The organism is Pantoea cypripedii (assembly GCF_002095535.1).
Lineage (GTDB): Bacteria > Pseudomonadota > Gammaproteobacteria > Enterobacterales > Enterobacteriaceae > Pantoea > Pantoea cypripedii.
On record NZ_MLJI01000001.1, the window covers coordinates 3,024,623 to 3,049,548 of the forward strand.

At 54.6% G+C, this 24,926-nt stretch carries 25 protein-coding genes and 2 tRNA genes; 14 read left to right on the forward strand and 13 right to left on the reverse strand.

Annotated elements, in window-relative coordinates; genetic code table 11:
* Window positions 1–360: 360 nt before the first annotated feature.
* The gene (locus HA50_RS13915; protein ID WP_084876191.1) at window positions 361–642 is read right to left on the reverse strand and encodes a lipoprotein; all 282 of its coding nucleotides are present in this window, start codon (window positions 640–642) and stop codon (window positions 361–363) included.
* Window positions 643–712: 70 nt separating this feature from the next.
* Between HA50_RS13915 and HA50_RS32010 the strand changes: the two genes are divergently transcribed.
* The gene (locus tag HA50_RS32010) at window positions 713–847 is read left to right on the forward strand and encodes a hypothetical protein (protein ID WP_276329371.1); all 135 of its coding nucleotides are present in this window, start codon (window positions 713–715) and stop codon (window positions 845–847) included.
* 46 nt (window positions 848–893) lie between these two features.
* Here HA50_RS32010 and HA50_RS13920 read toward each other — a convergent pair whose 3' ends face one another.
* From HA50_RS13920 to HA50_RS13930, 3 genes are read right to left on the reverse strand one after another with little or no spacing between them, the layout of a single operon-like run.
* On the reverse strand, window positions 894–1,697 hold the full coding sequence (locus HA50_RS13920) for a hypothetical protein (RefSeq protein WP_084876192.1): 804 nt from the start codon (window positions 1,695–1,697) through the stop codon (window positions 894–896).
* A 10-nt stretch (window positions 1,698–1,707) separates the two neighbouring features.
* Window positions 1,708–2,160: a universal stress protein gene (locus HA50_RS13925; protein WP_084876193.1), complete on the reverse strand. Its 453-nt coding sequence runs from the start codon at window positions 2,158–2,160 to the stop codon at window positions 1,708–1,710.
* Window positions 2,161–2,166: 6 nt separating this feature from the next.
* Complete coding sequence (locus HA50_RS13930; RefSeq protein ID WP_084876194.1) at window positions 2,167–2,952, reverse strand: IclR family transcriptional regulator; 786 nt, start codon at window positions 2,950–2,952, stop codon at window positions 2,167–2,169.
* Between the two features lie 146 nt (window positions 2,953–3,098).
* Between HA50_RS13930 and HA50_RS13935 the strand changes: the two genes are divergently transcribed.
* The 3 genes from HA50_RS13935 (at window position 3,099) to ypdK (ending at window position 6,007) form a co-directional block, all read left to right on the forward strand.
* A complete protein-coding gene (locus HA50_RS13935) occupies window positions 3,099–4,700 on the forward strand; it encodes an MFS transporter (protein ID WP_084878540.1) in 1,602 nt (533 codons plus the stop codon).
* Between the two features lie 5 nt (window positions 4,701–4,705).
* Window positions 4,706–5,734: an HlyD family secretion protein gene (locus HA50_RS13940; protein ID WP_084876195.1), complete on the forward strand. Its 1,029-nt coding sequence runs from the start codon at window positions 4,706–4,708 to the stop codon at window positions 5,732–5,734.
* 201 nt (window positions 5,735–5,935) lie between these two features.
* Window positions 5,936–6,007: a membrane protein YpdK gene (gene ypdK / locus HA50_RS31095; RefSeq protein ID WP_128178783.1), complete on the forward strand. Its 72-nt coding sequence runs from the start codon at window positions 5,936–5,938 to the stop codon at window positions 6,005–6,007.
* Window positions 6,008–6,061: 54 nt separating this feature from the next.
* Here the strand turns inward: ypdK and alaC are convergent, their stop codons facing one another.
* Window positions 6,062–7,294, reverse strand: coding sequence for an alanine transaminase (alaC, locus tag HA50_RS13945; RefSeq protein ID WP_084876196.1), 1,233 nt, complete (start codon window positions 7,292–7,294; stop codon window positions 6,062–6,064).
* 118 nt (window positions 7,295–7,412) lie between these two features.
* Window positions 7,413–7,937 (reverse strand): GNAT family N-acetyltransferase, encoded by a 525-nt coding sequence (locus tag HA50_RS13950; RefSeq protein WP_084876197.1) that lies wholly within the window; start codon window positions 7,935–7,937, stop codon window positions 7,413–7,415.
* A 256-nt stretch (window positions 7,938–8,193) separates the two neighbouring features.
* Here HA50_RS13950 and HA50_RS13955 point away from each other — a divergent pair, with 256 nt between their 5' ends.
* Window positions 8,194–9,882, forward strand: a complete 1,689-nt coding sequence (locus tag HA50_RS13955) for a sensor histidine kinase (protein ID WP_084876198.1) — start codon at window positions 8,194–8,196, stop codon at window positions 9,880–9,882.
* Window positions 9,879–10,607, forward strand: a complete 729-nt coding sequence (locus HA50_RS13960) for a LytR/AlgR family response regulator transcription factor (RefSeq protein ID WP_084876199.1) — start codon at window positions 9,879–9,881, stop codon at window positions 10,605–10,607. Before HA50_RS13955 ends, HA50_RS13960 begins: the two co-directional genes overlap by 4 nt.
* A gap of 37 nt (window positions 10,608–10,644) precedes the next feature.
* On the opposite strand, the gene glk is transcribed toward HA50_RS13960, so the two are convergent.
* Together glk and HA50_RS13970 are read right to left on the reverse strand one after the other, a co-directional pair.
* Complete coding sequence (gene glk / locus HA50_RS13965) at window positions 10,645–11,610, reverse strand: glucokinase (protein WP_084876200.1); 966 nt, start codon at window positions 11,608–11,610, stop codon at window positions 10,645–10,647.
* A 162-nt stretch (window positions 11,611–11,772) separates the two neighbouring features.
* A complete protein-coding gene (locus tag HA50_RS13970; RefSeq protein WP_084876201.1) occupies window positions 11,773–13,419 on the reverse strand; it encodes an alpha-keto acid decarboxylase family protein in 1,647 nt (548 codons plus the stop codon).
* 217 nt (window positions 13,420–13,636) lie between these two features.
* Here HA50_RS13970 and mgrA point away from each other — a divergent pair, with 217 nt between their 5' ends.
* Both mgrA and HA50_RS13980 read left to right on the forward strand, forming a co-directional pair.
* Window positions 13,637–14,626 carry an L-glyceraldehyde 3-phosphate reductase gene (gene mgrA, locus HA50_RS13975; RefSeq protein ID WP_084876202.1) on the forward strand — a complete coding sequence of 330 codons (990 nt, stop codon included), beginning with the start codon at window positions 13,637–13,639 and terminating at the stop codon, window positions 14,624–14,626.
* 159 nt (window positions 14,627–14,785) lie between these two features.
* Window positions 14,786–15,133: a DUF2502 domain-containing protein gene (locus tag HA50_RS13980; protein ID WP_084876203.1), complete on the forward strand. Its 348-nt coding sequence runs from the start codon at window positions 14,786–14,788 to the stop codon at window positions 15,131–15,133.
* Window positions 15,134–15,165: 32 nt separating this feature from the next.
* Here HA50_RS13980 and HA50_RS13985 read toward each other — a convergent pair whose 3' ends face one another.
* The gene (locus HA50_RS13985) at window positions 15,166–16,407 is read right to left on the reverse strand and encodes an Nramp family divalent metal transporter (RefSeq protein WP_084876204.1); all 1,242 of its coding nucleotides are present in this window, start codon (window positions 16,405–16,407) and stop codon (window positions 15,166–15,168) included.
* Between the two features lie 372 nt (window positions 16,408–16,779).
* Between HA50_RS13985 and HA50_RS13990 the strand changes: the two genes are divergently transcribed.
* The 5 genes from HA50_RS13990 (at window position 16,780) to HA50_RS14010 (ending at window position 22,421) form a co-directional block, all read left to right on the forward strand.
* Window positions 16,780–17,970 (forward strand): NupC/NupG family nucleoside CNT transporter, encoded by a 1,191-nt coding sequence (locus HA50_RS13990; RefSeq protein ID WP_013509976.1) that lies wholly within the window; start codon window positions 16,780–16,782, stop codon window positions 17,968–17,970.
* 192 nt (window positions 17,971–18,162) lie between these two features.
* Window positions 18,163–19,251 (forward strand): LLM class flavin-dependent oxidoreductase, encoded by a 1,089-nt coding sequence (locus HA50_RS13995; RefSeq protein ID WP_084876205.1) that lies wholly within the window; start codon window positions 18,163–18,165, stop codon window positions 19,249–19,251.
* Window positions 19,251–20,231, forward strand: a complete 981-nt coding sequence (locus tag HA50_RS14000; protein WP_084876206.1) for an ABC transporter substrate-binding protein — start codon at window positions 19,251–19,253, stop codon at window positions 20,229–20,231. The genes HA50_RS13995 and HA50_RS14000 overlap by 1 nt, the downstream gene beginning before the upstream one ends.
* Window positions 20,228–20,818, forward strand: coding sequence for a cysteine dioxygenase family protein (locus HA50_RS14005; RefSeq protein WP_084876207.1), 591 nt, complete (start codon window positions 20,228–20,230; stop codon window positions 20,816–20,818). Before HA50_RS14000 ends, HA50_RS14005 begins: the two co-directional genes overlap by 4 nt.
* Complete coding sequence (locus tag HA50_RS14010; protein ID WP_084876208.1) at window positions 20,811–22,421, forward strand: rhodanese homology domain-containing protein; 1,611 nt, start codon at window positions 20,811–20,813, stop codon at window positions 22,419–22,421. Before HA50_RS14005 ends, HA50_RS14010 begins: the two co-directional genes overlap by 8 nt.
* Window positions 22,422–22,509: 88 nt before the next feature.
* Here HA50_RS14010 and HA50_RS14015 read toward each other — a convergent pair whose 3' ends face one another.
* The 4 genes from HA50_RS14015 to HA50_RS14030 form a co-directional block, all read right to left on the reverse strand.
* Window positions 22,510–22,857 (reverse strand): DUF1493 family protein, encoded by a 348-nt coding sequence (locus HA50_RS14015; RefSeq protein WP_084876209.1) that lies wholly within the window; start codon window positions 22,855–22,857, stop codon window positions 22,510–22,512.
* A complete protein-coding gene (locus HA50_RS14020; RefSeq protein WP_084876210.1) occupies window positions 22,851–23,294 on the reverse strand; it encodes an STM2901 family protein in 444 nt (147 codons plus the stop codon). The genes HA50_RS14015 and HA50_RS14020 overlap by 7 nt, the downstream gene beginning before the upstream one ends.
* Window positions 23,295–23,544: 250 nt before the next feature.
* Window positions 23,545–23,620 (reverse strand) — tRNA-Ala (locus HA50_RS14025).
* Window positions 23,621–23,665: 45 nt separating this feature from the next.
* Window positions 23,666–23,741: transfer RNA gene (locus tag HA50_RS14030), tRNA-Ala, on the reverse strand.
* Between the two features lie 337 nt (window positions 23,742–24,078).
* On the opposite strand from HA50_RS14030, the gene HA50_RS14035 reads away from it, so the two are divergent.
* Complete coding sequence (locus tag HA50_RS14035; RefSeq protein WP_084876211.1) at window positions 24,079–24,867, forward strand: formate/nitrite transporter family protein; 789 nt, start codon at window positions 24,079–24,081, stop codon at window positions 24,865–24,867.
* Window positions 24,868–24,926: the final 59 nt, after the last annotated feature.

Below are 24,926 nucleotides of genomic sequence, written 5' to 3' on the forward strand. Positions count from 1 at the left end.
TATTCCTCTCCGCAAACGCATCCATCGATTTGAAATATTCAGAAATAGATCCAGAAATAACTCTACATTGGCTGCATCTTCGCTCCACTTTTCCGTTGTAATCTGGCCTCATTGGAAAAGAGGAGGACTCTCCATGAAAAAATTAATAAAAGTCGCGTCTGTTGTCGCTGTTATGGTCATGCTGAGTGGTTGTATTATTGACCCAGGGCATGGGTATAGACATGACCGCGGGCCGGGCTGGGGACCGCCACACGGCGGCTGGCACCACGGCGGCCCAGGTTATGGCCGGTGGTAATTGGGCAAAGCACACACAGCAAATAATAAAAAAGAAAAGGGCGGGGAAATACCCCGCCCTGTTTTTTAGCTTTTCACCGCGTAATTACATTGATACCAGGCTTTCTTTAGTCCTGGTATATGACTATCTTCCGCCGGTAACGATTCCACTTTATCAAATCCACGCTTGCTGCAATATTCTGCCAAATCTATTTCCATGGCATCGCGATTAAATTTCTGCGGATCGTAGCGATACTGAACGGTATTTGAACTGGGATCTTCATCGACACGCTCAAATCCACCTGGCTGGCTGACACTACAACCGGTCAGCATTAAAAGCGCCATGGCGCCTAATAACCACTTTTTCATTATGATGTCCTCATTCGATGCCGCAGTGTAAATGGCGGCACAGCGCCTTTCCATAGGAATAAGGCGCGAAATGTCTGCACAAAACCAAGCTTTTACCAATCAAATTGATAAAACCAAACGGTTATTCATATCAGCACAGCAGTGCCATGATGTGTTCAGACAAAATGAAGTCGGCACCACACCAGGTGAAGAAATAAGAGACTGACTGATTGTGACCTTATGCCCGTGCTGAGCGGGCTTTTTTTTGCCCGCTATCCGGTAAGGCTGACCATTTTACGCAAGAGATTGGCGGCTTGTTTGGCAGGCAATGCCAGAATGCCGCTATACAGGTCAATCGACATCGCACACATCGCAGAACGATCCACCGTGGTATCCGCTGGCATATTCAGCTGTTGCAGGCGATCACCCCATTTGCCGTACAGGGTTCCCACCACTTTTTGCAAATCACGTTGTGCCGCCTGGTTATCCACCACCTGATCATCACCGGTGCTCTGCGCCAGCAACTCATCCAGCGCCTGAGCATCACGCTGATTCAGCGCGGGTGATAGCACGCGTTGCAAATTAATGCCGCCAATCACCTGCGGATAGAGGAAGCGGAAACAGGTTTGTGCATCCTGCTGTTGCAGCGCCTTCATCTCCTCAACCGACACGGAAATATAATTGATGATAGCGGCATCACTGGCGCGCATCAGGCGCTGGTTGACCAGGTCGAGCAGCCAGCCACGCATTTCGCCCAGCGCTTCATCCGGCGGCACCCCGGCCAGGCGTTTGTGCAACAGTTCATGGTTCAGCAGCTGCCACAACGCCGGTTCCTGCGTTTTCAGCAAGCGATACCCCTGTGCCTCGCTGAGCTGGCTGGCGACTTCGGCTGCCAGCGCCTGCCGCTGCTGGCGTGGATGCAGCCAGCTAAACCACAGCAGATTCGCCAGCAACACCGGTAACAGGAACAACACCACCCCCTGCCAGAGACGGAGCGAAGTGGTACGTATCAGCAAAATAATAATCACCGCCAGCAGCACAAAGGCGGCCAGCGTAATAGGGAAAAGCGAGAGCATGGAGCGGTTATTAATCCTTGCGAACGTCAATCAGAACCGGACAGCTGGCACGTTCAATCACGGCTGCACTGACCGAGCCTTTCAGCAGGCGGTTAAACGGCGAAAGATGACGGCGTCCCATGATGATCATGCTGGCCTGCACCGCCGCCGACTGCGCAACAATGGTTTCCGCCGCCTCACCGGCCAGAATCATCCCTTTGGCCACCACTCCTGCCCGCAGAATGGGGGCGAGCGCATGGCGTACCACCATTTCCGCGGTATTCTGCTCATCCTTTGCCACCAGAAAATCATCCGGATCTTCACCGGCATCGATCTCGATCGGTTGGTTGCAGGATGAATAAGCGGGATCGACGCAGCACAGCACCACGACCTGCGCCTGGTGCGCCAGGGCCTGATCAATGGTAAGGGCGATCACTTTTTCCGCCACCGGAGAGTTATCTATGGCCATCAGCAAGGTTTTCATTTGTGGTTATCCTTCAACAGCGGTCATTTTGCCAATTTCGCGGGTTAGCGCTTCTTTACACTTCAGGATTTCCTCACAATAACGCGTTTCATGTTTACGGAAACGCGCTGTCGGCACCAGTAGTGAGATAGAAAAACGTCCAAATAAAGTATCGATCGCCACCGCCATGGTGGAGATGCCTTCCAGCGTCTCGCCACGATCGTAGGAGAAGCCGGTTTTACGGACTTCGCCAATCAACTCCAGCAATTGCGGCAGCGTTTTTATCGTCATTTCGGTCAGCTCTTTATACGCTTCACCGACAATAACCCGTACATCATCATCGCTCTCCAGCGCCAGCAGAGCACGTCCACCCGAGGTGCTGTAAAGCGGCAGGTTCAGTCCCATGCGCGGCACCACGCGCAGTTCGCGCGAAGCCACCACATAATGGACGATCGCCAACTGCGTCCCGCTGGCACGCGCCAGCGAAACGGTTTCATTCGTCGCAGCAGAAAGTTGTTCAAGGAAGGGACGTACCACTTCAACCACGTCGCTGTGCACACTGGAGATCAGTTTCAGCAACGCTGGCCCCAGACGTAAGCCACCCGCGCCGCTGCTGCGCACCAGTTGGGCGTTATCCAGCGCGGCGATAATGCGTTGCACCGTTGAGCGCGGCAAATCCACCGCCTGAGCGATCTCCCCCAGGCTCATACCGCCGGGATGCTCACCCAAAGCATTTAAAATTTTTGCCGCGCGGGCAATGACCTGAATGCCGCCCGCTTTTTCATCCTCACGGCAGGAGGGGAGTTCAACCATATTTCGTTCCTTTGTGGCCTGGCCTACTGTAGCGCGATTACCGCACTTTTACACCCTGTATCACATTGCAATACAACATACCGGGATGTAATATGCGAGCTGTATCACATCGCAATACACTGCATCAACATAACGAGATTCCTGCTATGAACGCCCAACCTGCAGCGGCGCCGGCACCTCATCCTTTTACCCTGCGCCTTGCGCTCGGTCTGGTGGGGGTACTGATTGCCGCACTCACCTCCGGTTTAAACGATCGTGTCACCGATATTGCGCTGGCAGATATTCGTGCCGCCATCGGCATCAGTTACGATCAGGGTAGCTGGATTATTTCCGCCTATCAGGCCGCCGAAGTGGCCGCGATGATGATCGCCCCCTGGTTTGCCGTGACTTTCTCGTTACGTCGTTTTGCGCTGACGGTGTCAGCAGGCTTTATGCTTACCGGCCTTCTGTTACCACTGCTGCCCAATGCCACGCTGTTTATCACCCTGCGTGTCATTCAGGGATTATTCGGCGGCGCGCTGCCCCCGTTACTGATGACGGTAGCGCTGCGTTTTTTACCTCCGCCGATCAAACTTTACGGCCTCGGCGCTTATGCGCTGACCGCCACCTTCGGCCCCAATCTCGCTGCCACCCTTGCTGCCTTCTGGACCGATGATGTCAGCTGGATGTTTGTGTTCTGGCAGATTGTCCCCACCATGCTGATCGCCATGCTGCTGATCGGCTGGGGCCTGCCGCAGGATCCCCTGCGCTTCGAGCGTTTCCAGCAGATGGATCTGTTTGGCATGCTCACCGGTTGCAGCGGCATTGCCATGCTGGTACTGGCACTGACCCAGGGCGAACGGCTGGACTGGCTCAGTTCACCGTTAATCGTCGCGCTATTATTCAGCGCAGCGGCATTGCTGATTGTGTTCTTTATTAATGAATGGTTTCATCCGCTACCCATCTTTAAGTTGCAGATGCTCCAGCGCCGCAATCTGGCGCACGGTTTGCTGGCGCTGGTGGGGGTACTGATTCTGTCGCTGTCCGGTTCCGCCCTGCCCTCCGCTTACTTTGGCCAGATTGAAGGTTTCCGCACCCTGCAATTCGCACCGCTGGCGCTGACGGTGGGTTTACCGCAGTTACTGATCGCACCCTTGATTGCTGCCTTGCTGAATATCCGCTGGATTGACTGCCGCTGGATGTTGACGGCTGGCGTGGCGCTGCTGGTTATCTCCTGCCTGCTGGGCATGCAGATCACCACCGACTGGGGACGGCAGAATTTCTGGTTGATACAAATTTTGCAGGCGTTTGGTCAACCGATGGTGATTTTGCCGGTGCTGATGAGCGCCACCAGCGTGGTGGCACCGCCGGAAGGTCCGTTTGCCTCGGCAATGTTCAACACCGTACGTGGCTTCTCCAGTGTCGCTGCCAGTACGCTGGTGGAGTGGTTTATCAGCCATCGCGAACAGTTTCATTCCAATATCCTGGTGGGCAATGCCGCCAGCCGTTCCTGGCTGATGACCGCACCAACCAGCGCCCAGGCCAGCAGCAGTTTTCCACTCCTCCCCGATGGCAGCGCCAGCAGCAGTGAAAACCTGAGTGGTTTCGCCAGCCTGCTCAAGCATCAGGCGATGGTGCTGAGCCTGAGCGATAGCTATCTGATGCTGATCGGTTTCGCCGCACTGATGCTGCTGCTTACCGTCTGGCTGCCAAAACGCGTCTGGCCGCCACAAACCCTGATTCAACCTGTTACAAACACGTCGAGATAAATAATATGCGTGCTTTTGCTTTGAAGAGAACGGTGCTGCTGAGCGCCTTACTGCTGCTGTTACTGGTGATGGCCTTTTTTGTCTGGTCGGCCATGACCCGCAACGATCATCAAACCGATGATGCTTACGTCAATGCCGATTACACGCTGGTGGCACCGAAGGTCTCCGGTTATATCGCCAGCGTCAACGTGCAGGATAACCAGCGCGTCAAAGCCGGGGAATTACTGGCCACGCTGGACGATCGTGATTACCGCGTCGCACTGGAAACCGCCAAAGCCAATCTGGAGGTGAGCGAAGCCAAGCGTCTGAGCAGCCAGGCACAGCTTGATCAGCAGCAATCCACCATCGACCAGGCCAAAGCCACGCTGGCAGCCAGCCAGGCTTCTGCGCAGTATGCCGGGCAGAGTGCCGCACGTTACGACAGCCTGTATAAAAGCGGCACCATTGCGGCCGATGAGCAGCAAAAAGCGACGTCAACCCAGCGTTCAGCCGCTGCCACGGTACGCCAGAGCGAAGCGGCTCTCGCCGCAGCGGTAAAGGAAGTGGGCGTGTTGCAGGCGGCATTGCGTCAGGCTGAAGCGGATGTCAGCGCAGCGCAGGCCAGTGTCGATCAGGCGCAGTTAAACCTGTCTTACACGCGGATTGTCGCACCGGTTGATGGTATGGTCGGGCAGCGTTCGGTCCGTCTCGGGGCCTATGTTACGGCGGGTACCCGTTTGCTGGCGGTGGTACCCTTGCAGCAAACCTATATCACCGCCAATTTTCTGGAAACTCAGTTGACAGATGTTCGCCAGGGTCAGAAGGTGACAGTGCGGGTGGATGCCCTGCCAGGCAAAACGTTTTCTGGTCACGTTGACAGCATTGCCCCGGCCACAGGCGCGACCTTTTCTGCCATTTCGCCGGATAACGCGACAGGCAACTATACTAAGGTGATTCAGCGTCTGCCGGTAAAAATCGTGCTGGATCCGAACCAATCCGATCTGGCGCAATTACGGGTAGGTATGTCGGCGATCCCGCAAATTGAGGTGCAGTAAAAGCGTGATAAATATCTCAGATCCGATCACTTTCTTTTCGGAAAGATTACGCGTAAATTAGCGTTCGATCCTGTTCTGAGTTTGCTCTGGACGACCTGAGAGAAAAGCGTGCGGCGGTTATGAACTTCACCTTTCTCTTATTCTGTCGCGTTACGCTGGCCTGGGATCGCCATCGTCGTAACCGCTCAGAGGAGTTGTTGTGTGAAATACGCTTTGATGGGAATCTCTTTTTTCCTGTTAATCTGGGTCGGCACCTTCGTGCTGATGCTATAGAGCCACCAGAAAGTCAGAAAGGGCGACAACACTGTCGCCCTTTACTCAAAAATTCTACTCTTCTTCTGTTGCCTTCAGCGTTCCCGGCAAAATACCATCCGCACGAAACATCGCTTTAATGCCCCGCACCGCCTGACGAATACGGTCACTGTTTTCGATCAGCGCGAAACGTACGTGAGTATCGCCGTAATCGCCAAAGCCGACACCCGGTGATACGCACACTTTGGCTTCCTGTAGCAGCAGTTTGGCAAATTCCAGCGAACCGAGATGGGCATAATGATCGGGGATTTTCGCCCAGACATACATTGACGCTTTCGGCATCTCCACCATCCAGCCCGCTTCATGCAGCCCTTTCACCAGCACATCACGCCGACGTTTGTATTGTTCAGCGATATCGCGAACGCATTGCTGATCGCCTTCCAGCGCAGCAATCGCCGCCACCTGCAACGGCGTAAAGGTGCCGTAATCGTGGTAACTCTTGATACGCGCCAGCGCGGCGACCAGCTCTTTGTTGCCGACCATAAAGCCGATACGCCAGCCCGCCATGTTGTAGCTTTTTGACAGGGTGAAAAACTCCACCGCCACATCGCGTGCACCCGGCACCTGCATGATGGACGGCGCTTTCCAGCCATCGTAAACAATGTCGGCATAGGCCAGGTCGTGGATAACCAGCACGTTGTACTGTTTCGCCAGCGCAATCACCCGCTCGAAGAAATCCAGCTCGACGCACTGCGCGGTCGGATTCGACGGGAAGCCGAGGATCATCATCTTCGGTTTCGGGTAGCTTTCGCGGATCGCGCGTTCCAGCTCGTTAAAGAAATCGACGCCCGCCACCAGCGGCACAGAACGGACCTGTGCACCGGCAATCACCGCGCCGTAGATATGAATGGGATAACTGGGATTCGGTACCAGCACGGTGTCGCCGTGGTCGAGTGTTGCCAGCATCAGATGCGCCAGCCCCTCTTTCGAACCGATGGTGACAATGGCTTCGGACTCCGGATCGATATCCACCTGATAACGGTCCGCATACCAGCGCGAAATAGCGCGACGCAGACGCGGAATACCTTTCGAGGTGGAGTAACCATGGGTGTCGTCGCGCTGTGCCACCTGGCACAATTTTTCCACGATATGCGGTGGCGTAGGGCCATCCGGGTTCCCCATCGAAAAATCGATGATGTCTTCGCCGCGCCGACGCGCAGCCATCTTCAATTCAGCGGTGATGTTAAAAACGTAAGGGGGAAGGCGTTCAATACGGGAAAAACGACGGGGTGTGCTGTTATCAGCCATGATGTCCTCTGGAGTACGTTAGCGCCCGGACCGTCCGAGCGACGTGGGTCACTGCTGTGACCGAACCAAGAACATAACGCGGCGATAACCGCATTGTCGAGCGCCGAAGATAATTTTTTTATTTTTGCGGATTCAGGCGGCCAAGCACCCAATCGTTTACCCATTGGCCATTTAGCAGATAATTATCCCGCAAAATCCCCTCCAGGGCGAAATCATTCTTCTCCAGAATGCGTCGTGACGGCCAATTCCCCTCCACCACCAGCGCTTTGAGTTTATGAAATTCCGCCTGGAACAAAAACGTGCACAGCGCGCTCAACGCCTCACTGCCATAACCCTGTCCGGTGAAGCGATGCAGCATCATGTAACCCACTTCAGCCTGCCGATTTGGCTCCCATTCGGGGTTACAACCAAACAGGCCGATGGCCTCTCCGCTGTCACGCAGACGGGCCACCAGACACAGCATATGAAAACTGGTGACCAGCCAGGGCGCAAGGCGTTCGGTAAAACGCTGGCGGATATCCTCTTCATCAGGGATTTCACTCACCCAGGTCATGGTGGCTGTATCTTCGTGGACCGCTTTAAAAATTTGCCAGTCTTCCGGTTGTAACCGGCTGAGGGTCAAACGGGCAGTAACTAATTGCATGGCTGCACTCCGAAAAAGGCTTAGGCCAACATAGCAAATCGGACCAGTGACAGGAAGTCGCCACTAGCGGGAAAAGATAATCCTCTTTTTACCACTCAACTTTTCCCCTTTTTGGATTTTGGTAAGTAAAAATTGATCCTGGCCATAAGAAGTGCCCACAGCCTGCCAGGGCGCTGGCAGATCTCGATCACATTTTTTATCATAGCCCTAACCCTTTTTCGTTAGCGACGAGATGCCTGTGCCCTCTCACTTTGACATGCTGCTGGCGGTTTTTGACCGCGCCGCACTGATGCTGATTTGCCTGTTTTTCCTCACCCGCACCCGGGTGTTTCGCCAGTTGTTGCAGAAGGATGAGCACTCGCGCCAGGAAAAAGTGGTAGTAACGGCGATCTTCTCGCTGTTTGCGCTGTTCAGCACCTGGTCAGGTATTGATGTCGATGGTTCACTGCTTAACGTACGCGTGATTGCAGTGATGTCCGGTGGCATTTTGTTTGGCCCCTGGGTCGGTATCGCCACAGGCGTCATTGCCGGACTACACCGTTTTCTGATTGATATTCATGGCATTACCTCGATTCCCTGCCTGATCACCAGCATCATTGCCGGTATCGCTTCAGGCGTGATTAATCGCCGGGTCAGCAAGGAGCAGCGCTGGCGCGCCGGTATTCTCGGCGGCATGTTATGTGAAACCCTGACCATGCTACTGATTGTGCTGTGGGCCAGACCGATGTCGCTCGGCCTCGATATCGTCTCCGAGATTGCGTTGCCGATGATCCTGGGCGCATCCAGCATCGGGTTAATTGTGTTGCTGGTGCAGAGCGTTGAAGGGGAAAAAGAAGCGATTGCGGCGCGCCAGGCCAAGCTGGCGCTGGAGATTGCGAACAAAACGCTGCCACTGTTTCGCCAGGTCAACAGCGATTCATTGCACCAGATTTGCGACATCATTCGCAGCGAAATTCATGCGGATGCGGTGGCGATCACCAATACCAAACAGATTCTTGCCTACGTCGGCTACGGCGAAGAGAACTACCACGATGGTGATGATGGCCTCAGCCCCACCACCGCCCAGGCGATCACCAGCCGAAAAATTATCATTAAAAATAATGACGAGGCGCACCGTACCAAAGATATCCACTCGATGCTGGTTATTCCCCTTTGGGAAAAAGGGGAAGTTACCGGGACGCTAAAAATCTATTATCGCCGTGCGCATCGCATCACCGGTTCGCTGAAAGAGATGGCGGTTGGGCTGTCGCAAATCATCTCCACCCAGTTGGAAGTGTCGCGCGCCGAGCAGTTGCGTGAGATGGCAAACAAAGCGGAGCTGCGTGCGTTACAAAGCAAGATCAACCCGCATTTCCTGTTTAACGCGCTGAACGCGATCTCCGCCTCGATTCGCCTCAATCCCGATACCGCCCGCCAGCTGGTGATCAATTTGTCACGTTATCTGCGCTACAACCTGGAACTGAATGACGACGAACCTATCGATATCAAGAAAGAGCTGTGGCAGGTGAAGGATTATATTGCGATTGAGCAAGCGCGCTTCGGTGACAAACTGTCGATGATTTACGATGTTGATGAAGACCTGCATTTCACCCTGCCCAGCCTGCTGATCCAGCCACTGGTGGAGAATGCCATTGTGCATGGCATCCAGCCCTGCCGGGGTAAAGGCGTGGTCACGCTCAGCGTGAAAGATCTGGGCGACCAGGTGCGGGTGTCGGTGCGCGATACCGGTGCCGGTATTAGCGATGACGTGATGGCGCGCGTGGCGCGAGACGAAATGCCAGGGAATAAAATCGGCCTGCTTAATGTACATCATCGGGTGAAACTGCTTTCCGGCCAGGGATTAACCATTGTGCGTCATCAGCCCGGCACCGAAATTTCCTTTACCCTTAGCAAAAATGGCCACCGGTTGCCCACACCGCTTGTCAGCCAGGAAACCTCAGCGTGAAAGCCATCATTGTCGAAGATGAGTTCCTGGCACAGCAGGAACTGAGCTGGATGATTCAGCATCATAGCCAGATCAGTATCGAAGCCTGTTTTGATGACGGGCTGGAAGTGCTGAAATATCTGCAAAACCACCGTGTCGATGTGATTTTCCTCGACATCAATATCCCGTCCCTGGATGGCATGCTGCTGGCACAAAATATTAATCAGTTCGCGCACAAGCCGTTGATCGTGTTTATCACCGCGTGGAAAGAACATGCGGTGGAAGCCTTTGAGCTGGAAGCCTTTGACTACATCCTGAAGCCGTATCATGAGTCGCGCATTATCACCATGCTCAACAAACTGGAAGCCAGCTGGCAACAGCAGCAATCACCCGCCAGCAATCCGCAATCCACGGTGCCGCAGACCGTGAATCTGGTGAAAGATGAGCGCATCATCGTGACCGACATCAACGATATTTATTATGTCGAAGCGCACGAGAAGCTGACGTTCGTGTATACCCGGCGTGAAGCCTATGTGATGTCGATGACCATCAGTGAGTTTTGCAGCCGTCTGCCCGAATCGGCCTTCTTTCGTTGCCACCGTTCGTACTGCGTCAACCTGAGTAAAATTCGCGAAATCGAACCCTGGTTCAACAATACCTATCTGGTGAAATTACGTGATTTGGACGCGCAGGTCCCGGTGAGTCGCAGCAAAGTGAAAGCCTTCCGGCAATTGATGCGTTTGTAAGGCGAACGGCGTACAAAGACCGTTCGCCTGAGAGGGATTACAGCACGCGACCCAATGTCTGGCGCAGGTGAGCACCGGCACCGAGCAGACCCGGTTGATCGTGGGTGATCATATAGACTGGAATATCCACCAGGTAATCGCGGAAACGGCCTTTATCTTCAAACGCCGCACGGAAACCCGAGGCTTTAAAGAAGTCGAGGAAACGCGGCACGATGCCACCAGCAATATAAACACCGCCAAAAGTGCCCAGGTTGAGCGCCAGGTTGCCGCCGAAACGTCCCATAATGACGCAGAACAGCGACAGGGCACGACGGCAATCAATGCAGCTGTCTTTCAGTGCGCGTTCGGTAACATCTTTCGGCTTCAGGTTTTCGGGTTCACGCTGATCCGATTTAACGATGGCGCGGTACAGGTTGACCAACCCGGAACCAGACAGCACGCGCTCCGCCGAGACATGGCCCAGCTCCGCACGCAGCACTTCCAGAATCTCGGCTTCTTCTTCGCTGTTAGGCGCGAAATCAACGTGACCGCCCTCACCCGGCAGGCTCACCCAGCGCTTATCTACGTGCACCAGATGGCTAACGCCCAGCCCGGTGCCTGCACCGTAGATGGCGATCGGTTTGTCCTGCACCGGCGCTTTGCCGCCGAACTGAATCACATCGTTTTCTGCCAGCATCGGCACCGCCATCGAGATCGCGGTGAAATCATTGATGATTTCCAGGTGAGCAAAACCGAGGCTTTCTTTCATCTGCTTGGTGGAGAAAGCCCAGTCATGGTTGGTCATTTCGACCCAGTCGCCGGTAATCGGGCAGGCGATGGCGATGCAACCATCTTTGATATCCTGTTTTTGCTCATCCAGATAGTGACGGATGACCGCTTCAAGGTTGTCATAGTCTGATGTTGAGAATGTTTTGGCCTGGGAGATGGCACCGGTCTCCACCTCACACAGGGCGAGACGGGCATTGGTGCCGCCCACATCGCCGACCAGGGCGTATTTTGTCATTCTTCTGCTGCTCCGCTTGGGTCATAAATAATTGCAGGACACTATAAAAGCCTGCCAATAAAACAACAACGCCCATCAGTGCGTCGGATGGGCGTATTCACTCAGGTGCGGCCACATACTGGCACGCACCTGGCTAACTGCACAGAGGCAACTGTCCGAAACTCAGCCGCCATTGCGCTGATGGAGCGAGGCAGTCACCTTGCGTAGCAACGGCGGGAGGTCGTCTTTATCCAGCACCACTTCCACCAGCGACAAATGCTCGTTGCGCGCCAGTAACGCCATCACGCCTTCCAGCTGCACCGTTTCGCTCACGCGCCAGCTCTGCGCGGCACCCTCCAGACTGAGTGCCTGCGGCAACGCGGTCCAGTTCCACTGGGCGATATCGTTATAACGCTGATGCGCACCGTGTATCGCCCGCTCGACGGTATAGCCCTCATTATTCAGAAGAAAAATAATCGGTTGCTGACCGTCACGCTGCATCGATCCCAGTTCCTGAATGGTTAACTGCGCCGATCCATCGCCGATAATTAAAATCACGCGGCGATCCGGTTGCGCGGTTTGCGCGCCAAAGGCCGCCGGTAAAGTATAGCCAATCGATCCCCACAGGGGCTGTACCAGCAACTGTGCATCCTGCGGTAGCCGCAGCGCCACGGCACCAAAGGCGGCAGTGCCTTGATCGGCCAGGATAATATCACCGGGCTGCAAAAACTGCTGCATCGCCTGCCAGAAAGCATGTTGCGTGATGAGCGCGTCATTAACCGGTTGGCTTGTGCTGGCCGGAGTATGTCCCAGCGCCCACTGCGCGCCATATCGCTGGAAGATGGGTTCCAGCACGCTGAGCGCTTGTGCCATGGTCAGCGGAGCAAAGGTTTCCCCCGCCACCACCGCATGGAAAGGTTGCAGATCGATCAGCCTGGCAGCAGGCAGATGCTGAGTAAAACCGGCGGTTAAGGTGTCGGTAAAGCGCACCCCGACACAGATCGTGACATCCGTATCCTCAATCGCCGATTGCACCTGCGGCGTGCTGCCCTCAGCGGCATAGGTGCCGACAAAACCAGGCTGCTGTTCATCCAGCACCCCTTTGCCCATTAATAAGGTGGCGGCGGGAATGGCGCGTATCTGGCGTAGCGCCGCCAGCTGAGCCTGCAATTGCCAGCGTGATGCCAGGAAATCGGCCAGCAGCGCCACGCGCTGTGCGGAAGCCAGTAATCGTTCCGCAGCCCCTGCAAACGCCTCTGCCGCCGAAGCCGACGTGCTGACCGGGGATGACAGCTGCGGCAATTGCACCTCGGCCTGCTCCACATCCACCGCCATCAACAGGTAACCAGGCCGGTGTTGATGAAGCGCCTCACTGATCACACGGTCGATTTCCTGAACCGCATTCTCCGCCGTCAGCACCGCACTCGCCGCACTGACTTCCTCCGCCATCCGGCTGAAGTGGCGGAAATCCCCATCGCCGAGCGAATGATGGACGCAATCACCCTGTCGTTGTGCCTCGCTGGCTGGCGCGCCAACGATATGGATAACCGGAACATATTCCGCGTAACTCCCGGCGATACCGTTAATCGCGCTCAGCTCACCGACGCCAAAAGTGGTCAGCAACGCGGCCGCACCGTTGCAGCGGCCATAGCCATCCGCAGCATAAGCCGCATTCAGCTCATTGGCACAGCCCACCCAGGTCACCTCCGGATGGTCAATCACGCTATCCAGGAACTGTAAATTGTAATCGCCCGGCACCCCGAATAAGTGCCGGATGCCCGCCTGCTGTAAACGCAACAACAAGTATTCGCCAACTTTAAACGTTTTCATGCGCAGCTACTCCTTTGTGGGTTATATCAGGAGTATTACCGATGAGGCTGAATTGGTTGGATTTTAACCGAAGTTACTCAGAAAGATCTGGCAAGCGATCGTTACGAAAAGGGAAAAATCTGTAAGTTGCGATCCCCCGCGCGTTTGCCATTAGTGTAAACGCATACACTGCTATGCTAATGACACTTTCTCCTTCCCTTTGCGACAGGAACGCTGCATGACTGCTTTTCCCCATCCCGAACGCTATCAACAAATGCAATACCGCCGCAGTGGACGTAGCGGCCTGAAATTGCCCGCCATTTCTCTCGGCCTGTGGCACAACTTTGGTGATAGTACCAGGGTTGATAACAGCCGCACGCTGCTGCGTCATGCCTTCGACCGTGGCATCACGCATTTCGACCTTGCGAATAACTACGGGCCACCGCCGGGTTCCGCAGAAGAGAATTTTGGCCGTATTCTGCGGGAAGATTTTCGTGGCTATCGCGATGAACTGGTGATTTCCACCAAAGCCGGTTACACCATGTGGGACGGCCCTTACGGCGACTGGGGTTCACGCAAATATCTGATTTCCAGTCTCGATCAAAGCCTGAAACGGATGGGGCTGGAGTACGTCGATATCTTTTATCATCACCGTCCGGACCCCGAAACGCCGCTGGAGGAAACCATGCGCGCGCTGGATCAGGTGGTACGTCAGGGCAAAGCGCTGTATGCCGCGATATCAAACTATCCGGCAGAGAAAGCCGCCGAAGCGATTGCCATCCTGCGTGACCTGGGCACTCCCTGCCTGATTCATCAGCCACGTTATTCGATGTTTGAACGCGCGCCGGAACAGGGCTTGCTGGATGTGCTGGGTGAGAATGGTGTGGGTTGTATCGCGTTCTCACCGCTGGCTGGCGGCGTGCTGACTGACCGCTATTTGCAGGGCATTCCCGAAGATTCGCGTGTTGCCAGCGGCAGCAAGTTCCTGCGTGAAGATCAGCTGACGCAGGAAAAAATGGTGAAAGTTCACGCCTTGCACGCCATCGCCCAGCAACGTGGGCAGAAGCTGGCGCAGATGGCGCTGAGCTGGGTGCTGCGTGACGCGCGTATCACTTCGGTATTAATTGGTGCCAGCAAAACCGCGCAAATTGATGACGCCGTTGACATGCTGAGCCAGCCGGAGCTGAGCCAGGAAGAACTTCAGGCTATCACGGCAATTTTGATGTAACCGCTTTCCCGCCCGGCCAACGCCGGGCGCCTTCCGTAGCAGAAAACTCTTATTTCAGATTTTCCTCAGCGCTTTCGGACTGCTTCTTAAAGCTTTACTGGTCCGATATGGCAAACTAGCGCAACGGCAGCAACCGATAAGCTGCCGCAAAGGAGAATTATGAAACGTGGAATTTTGTTTGCCGCTTTGCTGGCAACGCTGTCACCCCTGGCCCTACACACAGCCCATGCCAGTGGCGCCACCATTAACCTGGCACCCGGCATCACCCTGCAATTAGGCGATCGCGATAATCGTGGTTATTACTGGGACGGTGGTCGCTGGCGCGAACCGCGCTGGTGGAACGATCGTTATCGCTACCAGGACCATCGCTGGTGGCGTCATGAAGAGTGGCGTCGTCATCAGGCGTGGGAGCGTGAACGTGAACGTCGTCGCCATGAACGCTGGCGTTATGAACATCGTCATGACCATCATGATCGCGGTCGTGGCCATGATCACGACCGTTGGTGATTCATAAAGGGTGCGCTTGATGCGCACCTTTTTTATAACCCCAGCGCCTGCCCGACCAGCAGATAGATATTCAGCGTCACCACCAGCACCACGATCACCCAGCCAATGGTTTGCATCACTCGTGAGTTGACCATTTCCTCACCCATCAGCTCACGATTGCCGGTGAAAAACAGCAGCGGTACCAGCGCCAGTGCGATACCAAAACTCAGTAACACCTGGCTGAGTATCAGAATCCGTGTCGGATCCCAGCCTGCCCAGATAACAATAAAGGAAGGCAACATGGTAATGGTGCGACGCAGCCACAGCGGGATATGAAAACGGATAAACCCCTGCATCACCACCTGCCCGGCCAGCGTACCGACCACGGTGGAAGAAAGACCGGCTGCCACCAGACTCAGACCAAATACCGTCGCCGCCGCGTGGCTTAACAGCGGTTGCAGCGTCAGATAGGCCTGATCAAGATCGGCAATCCCGCTATGGCCACTAAAGTGAAAGGCTGCCGCAGCGGTTGCCATCATCGCCAGGTTAACAAATCCGGCAATGGTCATGGCGATAGCCACATCCAGTTTGGTGGAGGAGTAACGCTGCCCTTTGGTGCCCTGATTACCATATTGGGTCAACGCCGAATGCAGATAAATCACATGCGGCATGATGGTTGCCCCCAGCACACCGGCCGCGAGGAACACCGCATCAGAAGTCGGCAACGATGGCAGCGCCATGCCGGTGATGAGTTCACTGACCTTCGGCTGTGAGAAGAACAACTCAACAATATAAGCCGCCGCGACAAACATCAGCAGGCCGCCAATCACCAGTTCCAGTGGCTTTTGCCCGCGATTTTGCAGCATCAGAATCAGGTAAGTGGCAATGCCTGTCAGCACCGCCCCCTGCAATAGGGAGATACCCAGTAACAACTTAAAGCCGAGTGCCGCCCCAATAAATTCCGCTAAATCGGTGGCCATGGCGATGATTTCGGCCTGAACCCAGTAAAACCACACTGCCGGACGCGGAAAGCGATCACGGATGTGTTCCGCGAGATTTTTGCCGGTGGCGATACCCAGCTTGGCCGACATGAGTTGGATCAGCGCAGCCATAATGTTTGCCCAGACCACCACCCACAGCAATTTGTAGCCGTAGGCAGCCCCCGCCTGGATATTGGTAGCAAAGTTACCAGGATCGATATAACCGATGGCCGCGATGAAGGCCGGTCCCAGCAACGCGAGTTTAACCTTTCTGGCTCCGCGAGCGGCGCGCTCTGCGGTGCGGCTTTCTGACATAGTTTTTGACCCTGTCTTAACGCTTGTTTACCCGCACAGGTTACGGGGCATTCAAGGCAAGTGAAATATGGTTATAGTTATCGCTTTAATAGATAGTGCTATAAAGTATAGCCTTTGCTATACCTTGCGGTAAAGCCAGGTTTTGCCAAAATTTACACAACAGGATTCAATCTACCCTCGGCTTATTTTATAGACAATCCCTTTGTGGTTATTTTTCTTGTAAAGGAGGTGTGAAGAACTTGTGATGGCTGAGACTTATCCGAGAAATATGTCGATACCGAATACTTATAATGTGGTTTAGATCTCGTTTTTAAGTAACGCGTTACATAGAATACGCAGCAAAATACAACCCTCCTCAAATTTGGAGCCGACATGTCCCATATTTTGCACTTTCTTTTAGCATTGGTGGTGGTAGCCGTGCTGGCCTTGCTGGTCAGTCACGATCGTAAAAGCATCCGTATTCGCTATATCGTTCAGCTTCTGGTGATTGAAGTTCTGCTTGCCTGGTTCTTCCTTAACTCTGAAGCGGGCCTCGGCTTCGTAAAAGGGTTTGCCGGTCTGTTTGACCATCTGCTGAAGTACGCGGCAGAAGGCACCAACTTCGTGTTCGGCAATATGAATGAAAAAGGCCTCGCCTTCTTCTTCCTTAATGTTCTGTGCCCGATCGTCTTTATCTCCGCCCTGATCGGTATTTTGCAACACTTCCGCATCCTGCCATGGGTGATTCGTGGCATCGGTACCGTGCTGTCAAAAATCAATGGCATGGGCAAGCTGGAATCCTTTAACGCCGTCAGCTCTCTGATTCTGGGACAGTCAGAAAACTTTATCGCTTATAAGGATATCCTCGGCAAAATGTCACAGCGCCGCATGTACACCATGGCCGCCACCGCGATGTCAACGGTGTCGATGTCAATCGTTGGTGCTTACATGACCATGCTGCAACCGAAATATGTGGTCGCCGCGCTGGTGCTGAATATGTTCAGTACCTTTATCGTGCTGTCGCTGATCAACCCGTACCGCGTTGATAGTGAAGAAGATCTGCAATTGCAGGACCTGCATAAAGGCCAGAGCTTCTTCGAAATGCTGGGTGAATACATCCTGGCTGGTTTCCGCGTTGCCATCATCGTCGCAGCAATGCTGATCGGCTTTATCGCCCTGATTTCCGGCCTGAATGCGTTGTTTGATGTGATCTTCGGCATCAGCTTCCAGGGCGTGCTGGGTTATGTCTTCTACCCGTTTGCCTGGGTGATGGGTGTACCATCTAACGAAGCGTTGCAGGTTGGCAGCATCATGGCAACCAAACTGGTTTCTAACGAATTCGTTGCGATGATGGATCTGCAGAAAATTGCCGGTCAGCTCTCTCCGCATGCGGAAGGCATCCTGTCAGTGTTCCTCGTTTCCTTCGCCAACTTCTCTTCTATCGGCATTGTTGCGGGTGCGATTAAAGGCCTGAATGAAGAACAAGGCAATGTGGTTTCCCGCTTTGGCCTGAAACTGCTGTACGGCTCTACCCTGGTGAGCGTGCTTTCTGCCGCGATTGCCGGTCTGGTGCTGGCATTCTGATGCACGGGGCGAGCTGCGGCTCGCCCTTCCCTTCTTAATTATACCTATCCGTTATATCTCATTTTTTCACGCCTCTCGCCGCGCCCGCTCCTGCTTCACCACTTCACGCAAAACCTTTGCACAATATTGAATTTCCGTTGCCACCGCCTGCGCCCGTAGCTTTTCTCCCTGACGTCACATCAGGAGAACAGCATGAGCATTCAATTCCTTGGCATGATTGGCCACCGTCTCGCCTCCGAGATTATCCCGGCCAGCGGCTCGTTATTTGATAAAGATTACATCGCCCGTTTTGCCCGCGCCCATGAAGACGCCGGGTTTGACCGTATTCTGGTCGGTTACTGGTCCGATCAACCCGATGGGTTCCTGGTGACCGCCCACGCGGCAGCCCATACCAGCAAACTGAAATTCCTTCTGGCGCATCGACCAGGCTTTGTCGCACCCACGCTGGCCGCACGTAAACTGGCTTCGCTCGATCATCTTACCGATGGCCGCCTGGCGGTGCATATCATCAGTGGTGGCAGCGATAGCGAACAACGTCGCGACGGCGATTTCCGCAATAAAACCGAACGCTATGCACGAACCGATGAGTTTTTGACGGTGCTGAAGCAGAGTCTGGAATCGACGCAGCCCTATGACCACCAGGGAACCTGGTATCAGGCCGAACAGGCCTTTTCCGCTATCAAACCGTTGCAGAAAAAGCTGCCGATCTACTTTGGTGGTTCGTCAGCGGAAGCCATTGACGTTGCCGCGCGTCATGCGGATGTGTTTGCGTTGTGGGGCGAGCCGCTTAACGGGGCGGAAGAAACGGTTCGCAACGTGCGTGCCGCTGCGGCGCAACAGGGAAGGAACATCGATTTTAATATTTCCTTCCGTCCGATTCTCGGCAAAACCGAAAAAGAAGCCTGGGAGCGCGCCGAGTATATCCGCGCCACCGCCGAAAAGCAGCTGGAGGAAACCGGTTATACCTTCGGTCTGCCAAAACCTCAGAGCGTCGGTGCGCAACGCCTGCTGGCTGCCGCTAACCAAGGCGATCGACTGGATAAAGTGCTGTGGACCGGCGTCGCCAAACTGGTGAAGGGGGGCTACAACTCGACAGCGTTGGTGGGAACCCCAGAACAGGTGTCGGATGCGCTACTCGATTACTATCGCCTCGGCATTCACAGCGTGTTGATTCGCGGCTTCGATCCGCTCAATGACGTGGTGGAATATGGCCGCGAGCTGCTGCCGCTGACGCGGGAAAAAGTGGCTGCCCTCGATAGCAAACAAAAAAGGAGTGCCTGATGCGCCTGGCTGCTTTATTTGTTGGTCTGACTCTGGCGTTATCCCTTAATCCGCTGTTTGCGGCGGAAAAAGTCACCCTGCGGCTGGGCGATGTCAAAGGTGATCGCTTTGCCGCGCTGAAAGCCTCGGGTGAACTCAACAACCTGCCATACGATCTTAAACTGACGGCGTTTGATTCGGGTGCGCCGGTGCAGGAGGCCCTGAACGCAGGCGCGCTGGATGTCGGTTTCACTGGCGATCTGCCGTTCCTGTTTGTCTATGCCGCAGGTGCGCCGGTTAAAGCCGTGGGGGCGTGGCAAAACAATCCCGATAGCATTGCCCTGCTCACCCGTCCCAATGCCGGGGTGCACAGCCTGCAGGATCTGAAAGGCAAACAAATTGCGGTGAATCGCGGTGGATGGGGCCATTACCTGATCCTTGGTCTGCTGGAACGTGCGGGCCTGAAACCTGATGACGTCACGCTGCGTTTTCTCGGCCCGGTTGATGGCCGTGCCGCGTTAACTTCCGGCGCGGTTGCCGCCTGGGCTCCGTGGGAACCGTACATTGCCACCTCCACTGCCGTGGATGGCACGGTACGTGTACCGCAGGGAGGCGGCAAGGGGATTATGTCTGGTTACTCTTACGCACTGGCGCGCGATGAAGCGCTGAGCAATCCGGAAAAACGCAAAGCCATTGCCGATTTGCTGGTGCGTTTAGCTAAAGCCCAGGTCTGGGCGCAGCATCATCCCGAAGAGTTCGCCCGTGTGCTGGGTAAAACCCTCAACATGCCAACGAACATCACTGCCAGCTGGATTGCGGATGCCCGTATCCGTCCTTTGGTGTTTGACGCCAGCCTGATTGGCACCCTGCAAAAATCAGCGGATTTCTTCCACCGCTACCAGGTGCTGCCAAAACAGGTCGATGTCAGCAAAGCCTTTGATTTCAGTCTGGCGGCGGGAGCCAACCAGGTGGCGAAAAGTGCCCAGGGGGATAAATCGTGAGTGAGCTTCAGCATCATCGTTTACGAACCTTTGTCGGTAATCTGGCGCAACTGCTCGATAGCCAGCCCGATGAACAAACCATTTTGCAACGTGGCAGTAACTGGCTGAGCGAGTTAATTCGTCATGATGACTGGCTGGATGATGCCTTTAGCCAGCCACATGCGCAGCATTATCAACAATATTTACTCTACGCCGATGCACAGCAACGCTTCTCGGTAGTGAGTTTTGTCTGGGGGCCGGGCCAGCAAACACCAATTCACGACCATCGCGTCTGGGGTTTGATTGGCATGTTACGCGGGGCGGAAATTTCGCAGTCCTGGCAAGCGGGACCGCAGGGATTGCAACCGGAAGGCCCGCCAGTACGGCTGGAGCCAGGCAGCGTTGAGGCGGTGTCACCCACCGTGGGTGATATTCATCGCGTCAGCAATGCCTTTGACGACCGCGTCTCCATCAGTATCCACGTTTATGGCGCGAATATTGGCGCGGTTAAGCGTGCGGTGTATCGCGAGGACGGCAGCGAAAAGGTGTTTATCTCCGGTTATAGCAACCGTTATTTACCCAACATCTGGGATCTTTCAAATGACTAAACCGATTTTCCCGTTGCGCCAGGTGGCCGACATTGTGGCAGCGCTGCGTCAGCAGCAGGAAGTGGCACTGGTGGATGTACGCGACGAAGCGCTGTATGCCACTGGTCATCCGTTGTTTGCCGTGAACATTCCCTTATCCAAACTGGAGCTGGAGTGGCTGGATCGTATTCCCCGGCGCGAGACGGTCATCACCTTGTACGATAATGGCGAAGGTCTGGCACAAACGGCGGCGGAACGTATATCCGCGCTGGGTTATCACAACGTCGCGCTGCTGGCTGGCGATTTGCAGGGCTGGCAGGATGCGGGTGGCGAGCTGTTTATTGATGTTAATTCCCCCAGCAAGGCCTTTGGTGAACTGGTGGAACATCATAATCAGACGCCATCGCTGGCGGCTGATGAGGTACATGCGTTGCTGGCAAGCGGCAACGATGTGGTGGTACTGGATGCGCGTCGTTTTGATGAATTCCAGACCATGAGTATTCCCGGTGCGACCAGCGTGCCGGGTGGTGAACTGGTGCTGCGGGTGCGCGACCTGGCCCCTTCACCGAATACTACGGTGATCGTGAACTGTGCGGGCCGTACCCGCAGCATTATCGGCACGCAATCGCTGGTGAATGCCGGTATCCGCAACCCGGTTTATGCGCTGCGCAACGGCACTATCGGCTGGACGCTGGCCGGGCATCCGCTCGAAACAGGACAGACGCGCCGTTACGAAACCACCAGCGAAACCGCCCAACGACAGGCAGCAGCTAAGGCGCGTCAGTTGGCTGACCAGGCAGGCGTGGCGCGTATTCACCTCTCTGCCCTGGCCGATCTTCAGCAGGAAAACCGCACCAGCTATCTATTCGATGTGCGTGATGCACAGGAGTATGCAGCAGGCCATCTGCCTGGCAGTCGCCATGTACCCGGCGGGCAACTGGTGCAGGAGACCGATCATTACGCCAGCGTTCGTGGTGCGAGGATTGTGCTGATCGATGATGACAACGTACGCGCCAATATGACGGCATCCTGGCTGGCGCAGCTTGGCTGGCAGGTATCAGTGCTGGATGGATTACAACCCAGTGACTTTAGCGCTAGCGGGCCATGGCAGGCACAGGTCCCCCCCGTCGCCCATCCCGAGTTTGTCTCACCAGAGCAACTCGCCAGCTGGCTGGATGAGGGGCAAACTCAGGTGCTGGATTTCACTACGCGCGCCAATCATCTCAATAGCCATATCCCCGGTGCCGCCTGGCTGCTGCGCTCAACTCTGCAACAACAGGGAAAAGCGTTGCTTCCCGAGGCGCGGCGTTATGTGCTGACCTGCGGCAGCAGCTTGCTGGCGGGTTATGCTGTGGAACAGGTCGCCGAACTGACCGGGAAGCCGGTCTATGTCCTGGCGGGAGGCAACGCCGCCTGGCGTGCCGCGGGTCTGCCGACTGAGCAGGGAGCACAACAATTGCTGTCACCATCGATAGATCGTTATCGCCGCCCGTATGAGGGCACCGATATCGCACCCGCGGTGATGCAGGCGTATCTCGACTGGGAATATGGCCTGGTGGCACAGCTGGATCGCGACGGGACGCATGGGTTCCGCGTACTGAAACCGCTAGCTCAGGGCCAGTAACTGCATGTACTGATAGCGGCGTGATTTTTCGGCATTGTGCACGGAATTGCGCGATAAATCGCGCCGCTACAGTTATGCAGGCTTTTGATTAATCAAACAGCCAGCGCCCGGCTTTGGCGGAATCGATCAGCATATGAATGGTGAGTGATTTAGGCTCAACCTGAGTGATTTTTTGCGACTTTGGGCGAAAAAAATTAGGCAGCATTCCTTTCTCATAAGGCCAGTATGCAAGGAAGTTGAAGTTACTACTGTCAACATTAAAACGTTGGAAGTAATCCTTCATGATTTCGTCGCCTGCCTCCCTCGCCCAAGGATATTTTCCCATATTCAGACTCGTTTCAGGCGTCAATACAGGTTTAGCTTTGGCAAAGAGAGGTTTACTGTTGTAGGTTGCTTCATACCATTCAGTAACCGCGTTTTCGATATCTTTCACCATATGCGATCACCCTCTCTGGCAATTTGATTATAGGTATTGAGAGTGTTAAACCCTATCCGCGCAACATCATTCATCACAAAGGCAATGCCCAAAATCGGTATCCAGCGACCGGCAAAAGCACCCAGGTTAGTGACATAGCTGAAACGTAGGTGCCGGATGCTTTCGTTTGTCAGGGTAGGCCATCGGTTAACACGAAACTTTAACCAGCGTCGAAGGTTTTCACTGAGAATCGATGTCCCTGGCGTTGCACCAGCAGGCTTTCCTCTGGTGCTTTGAGTTGGCTGCCCTAAGATGATAAGAGCCAGAGCTACCACATCCCCCGCACCAAGCTGCTTTTGAGCTTCCTCCAGAAAGACAAAAAAGAACAACTCGCCAGCGGTAAGATTGGTTAATCCCTTGTAGAAGCATGTCCCATTCAGCTGTTCCGTAGTATCCATATATGAAACTCCCTTTCATTAAGAATTTCTTATACTACAGACCATTTTTCGACCAGTCCAGTTTGACCAAAGGCAGGCGTTCGACAGGATCGATTGTTTACCTGAAGGAACGAGCCGTATTTTTATGACCAAAAAAGCGATGAAACCGGCTATAGCAGCGCAGGCCCGCCAACGAATATGCGTGCAAAAGTTTAGCAACTTAAAGGTATGGATGATTTTTAACAGATTGATTGCAATGAATCAGGATGAATGGTGGAGATAAGCGGGATCGAACCGCTGACCTCTTGCATGCCATGCAAGCGCTCTCCCAGCTGAGCTATACCCCCACATCTGGAATCGTTTTTTCAGTGCCAAACCCCTGGGAAGAAGTTTGGTGGAGCTAAGCGGGATCGAACCGCTGACCTCTTGCATGCCATGCAAGCGCTCTCCCAGCTGAGCTATAGCCCCGAACCGAAAAAACCGCCGAGTCACCTCGACGGACGGCATAATATGAAACCCATTCCTGGGTGTCAACGTCAAATTTCGGTTCTGTGTTCAATCGCTGAAAAAGGCGGCAAACCCGCGCCGCACTGGCTTTTTTTTCATCATCGCCAGGCTTTTGCCGGACATCCCCCTTCCCCGTTAATAACCCACAAGGTTAACCACGCGTTAATCATGTTAGGAGAAATCTTGTTTTCGTTAAAAGGGAGTGTAAACTTAGCACGCTAATTAACCGGTCACCGACCAGGGTTTAACCTTTTGCCGGTTAGCACCTTCCCTTTGCCAATAAAAGAAAAGTGAGTTTATGTCGCTGCATACACCAAAAGAGATCGCCCAGCTGGCGATTCAGTCTGGCGTGGTCAAAAGCCAGGCATCCGTTTCAACTTTATTGATTCTCGGCTTTATGGCCGGTGCATTCATTGCTACCGGCTTCCTGCTCGATCTCCATGTGATTAACCAACTCCCTGCCGACTGGGGTTCCTTTGGCGGATTTCTCGGTGCGGCAGTGTTCCCCGTCGGGCTGATTCTGACCGTGCTCGCCGGTGGTGAACTGCTGACCGGTAATATGATGACCATGCCAATTGCCTGGTTCGCGCGCCGCATCAGCGGCTTTAGCGTGCTGCGTAACTGGTTCTGGGTCACCATTGCTAACTTCCTCGGCAGTATCGCCGTGGCCTGGTTCTTCGGCCATATGCTCGGCATGACCGAAGGCGATTACCTGAAGAAAACCGTCGCTATTGCCACGGCCAAAGTGAATGCCGATTTCATGCATGCCTTTATCTCCGGCATCGGCTGTAACTGGCTGGTGTGTCTTGCCGTCTGGCTGGCCTTCGCCAGTAAAGATGTGGTGGGCAAAATTTTCGGCATGTGGTTCCCGGTGATGGCATTCGTCGCCATTGGCTTCCAGCACGTAGTGGCAAACATGTTCATCGTTCCTGCCGCGATTTTTGCCGGACAGCTCAGCTGGGCTGAGTACCTGCCGAATTTCGTTGCGGTGTTCCTGGGTAACGGTGTTGGTGGCGCAATTTTTGTCGCTCTGACCTACTTCGTCGCCTTCCGTCCGGCGCAGGCGGCAGCAACCGAAGCCTCTTAATCGATTTATGCCTTTTGCCGGATGGCAGGAGGCATTTTCCTTCGTGATTACTTTTTCCT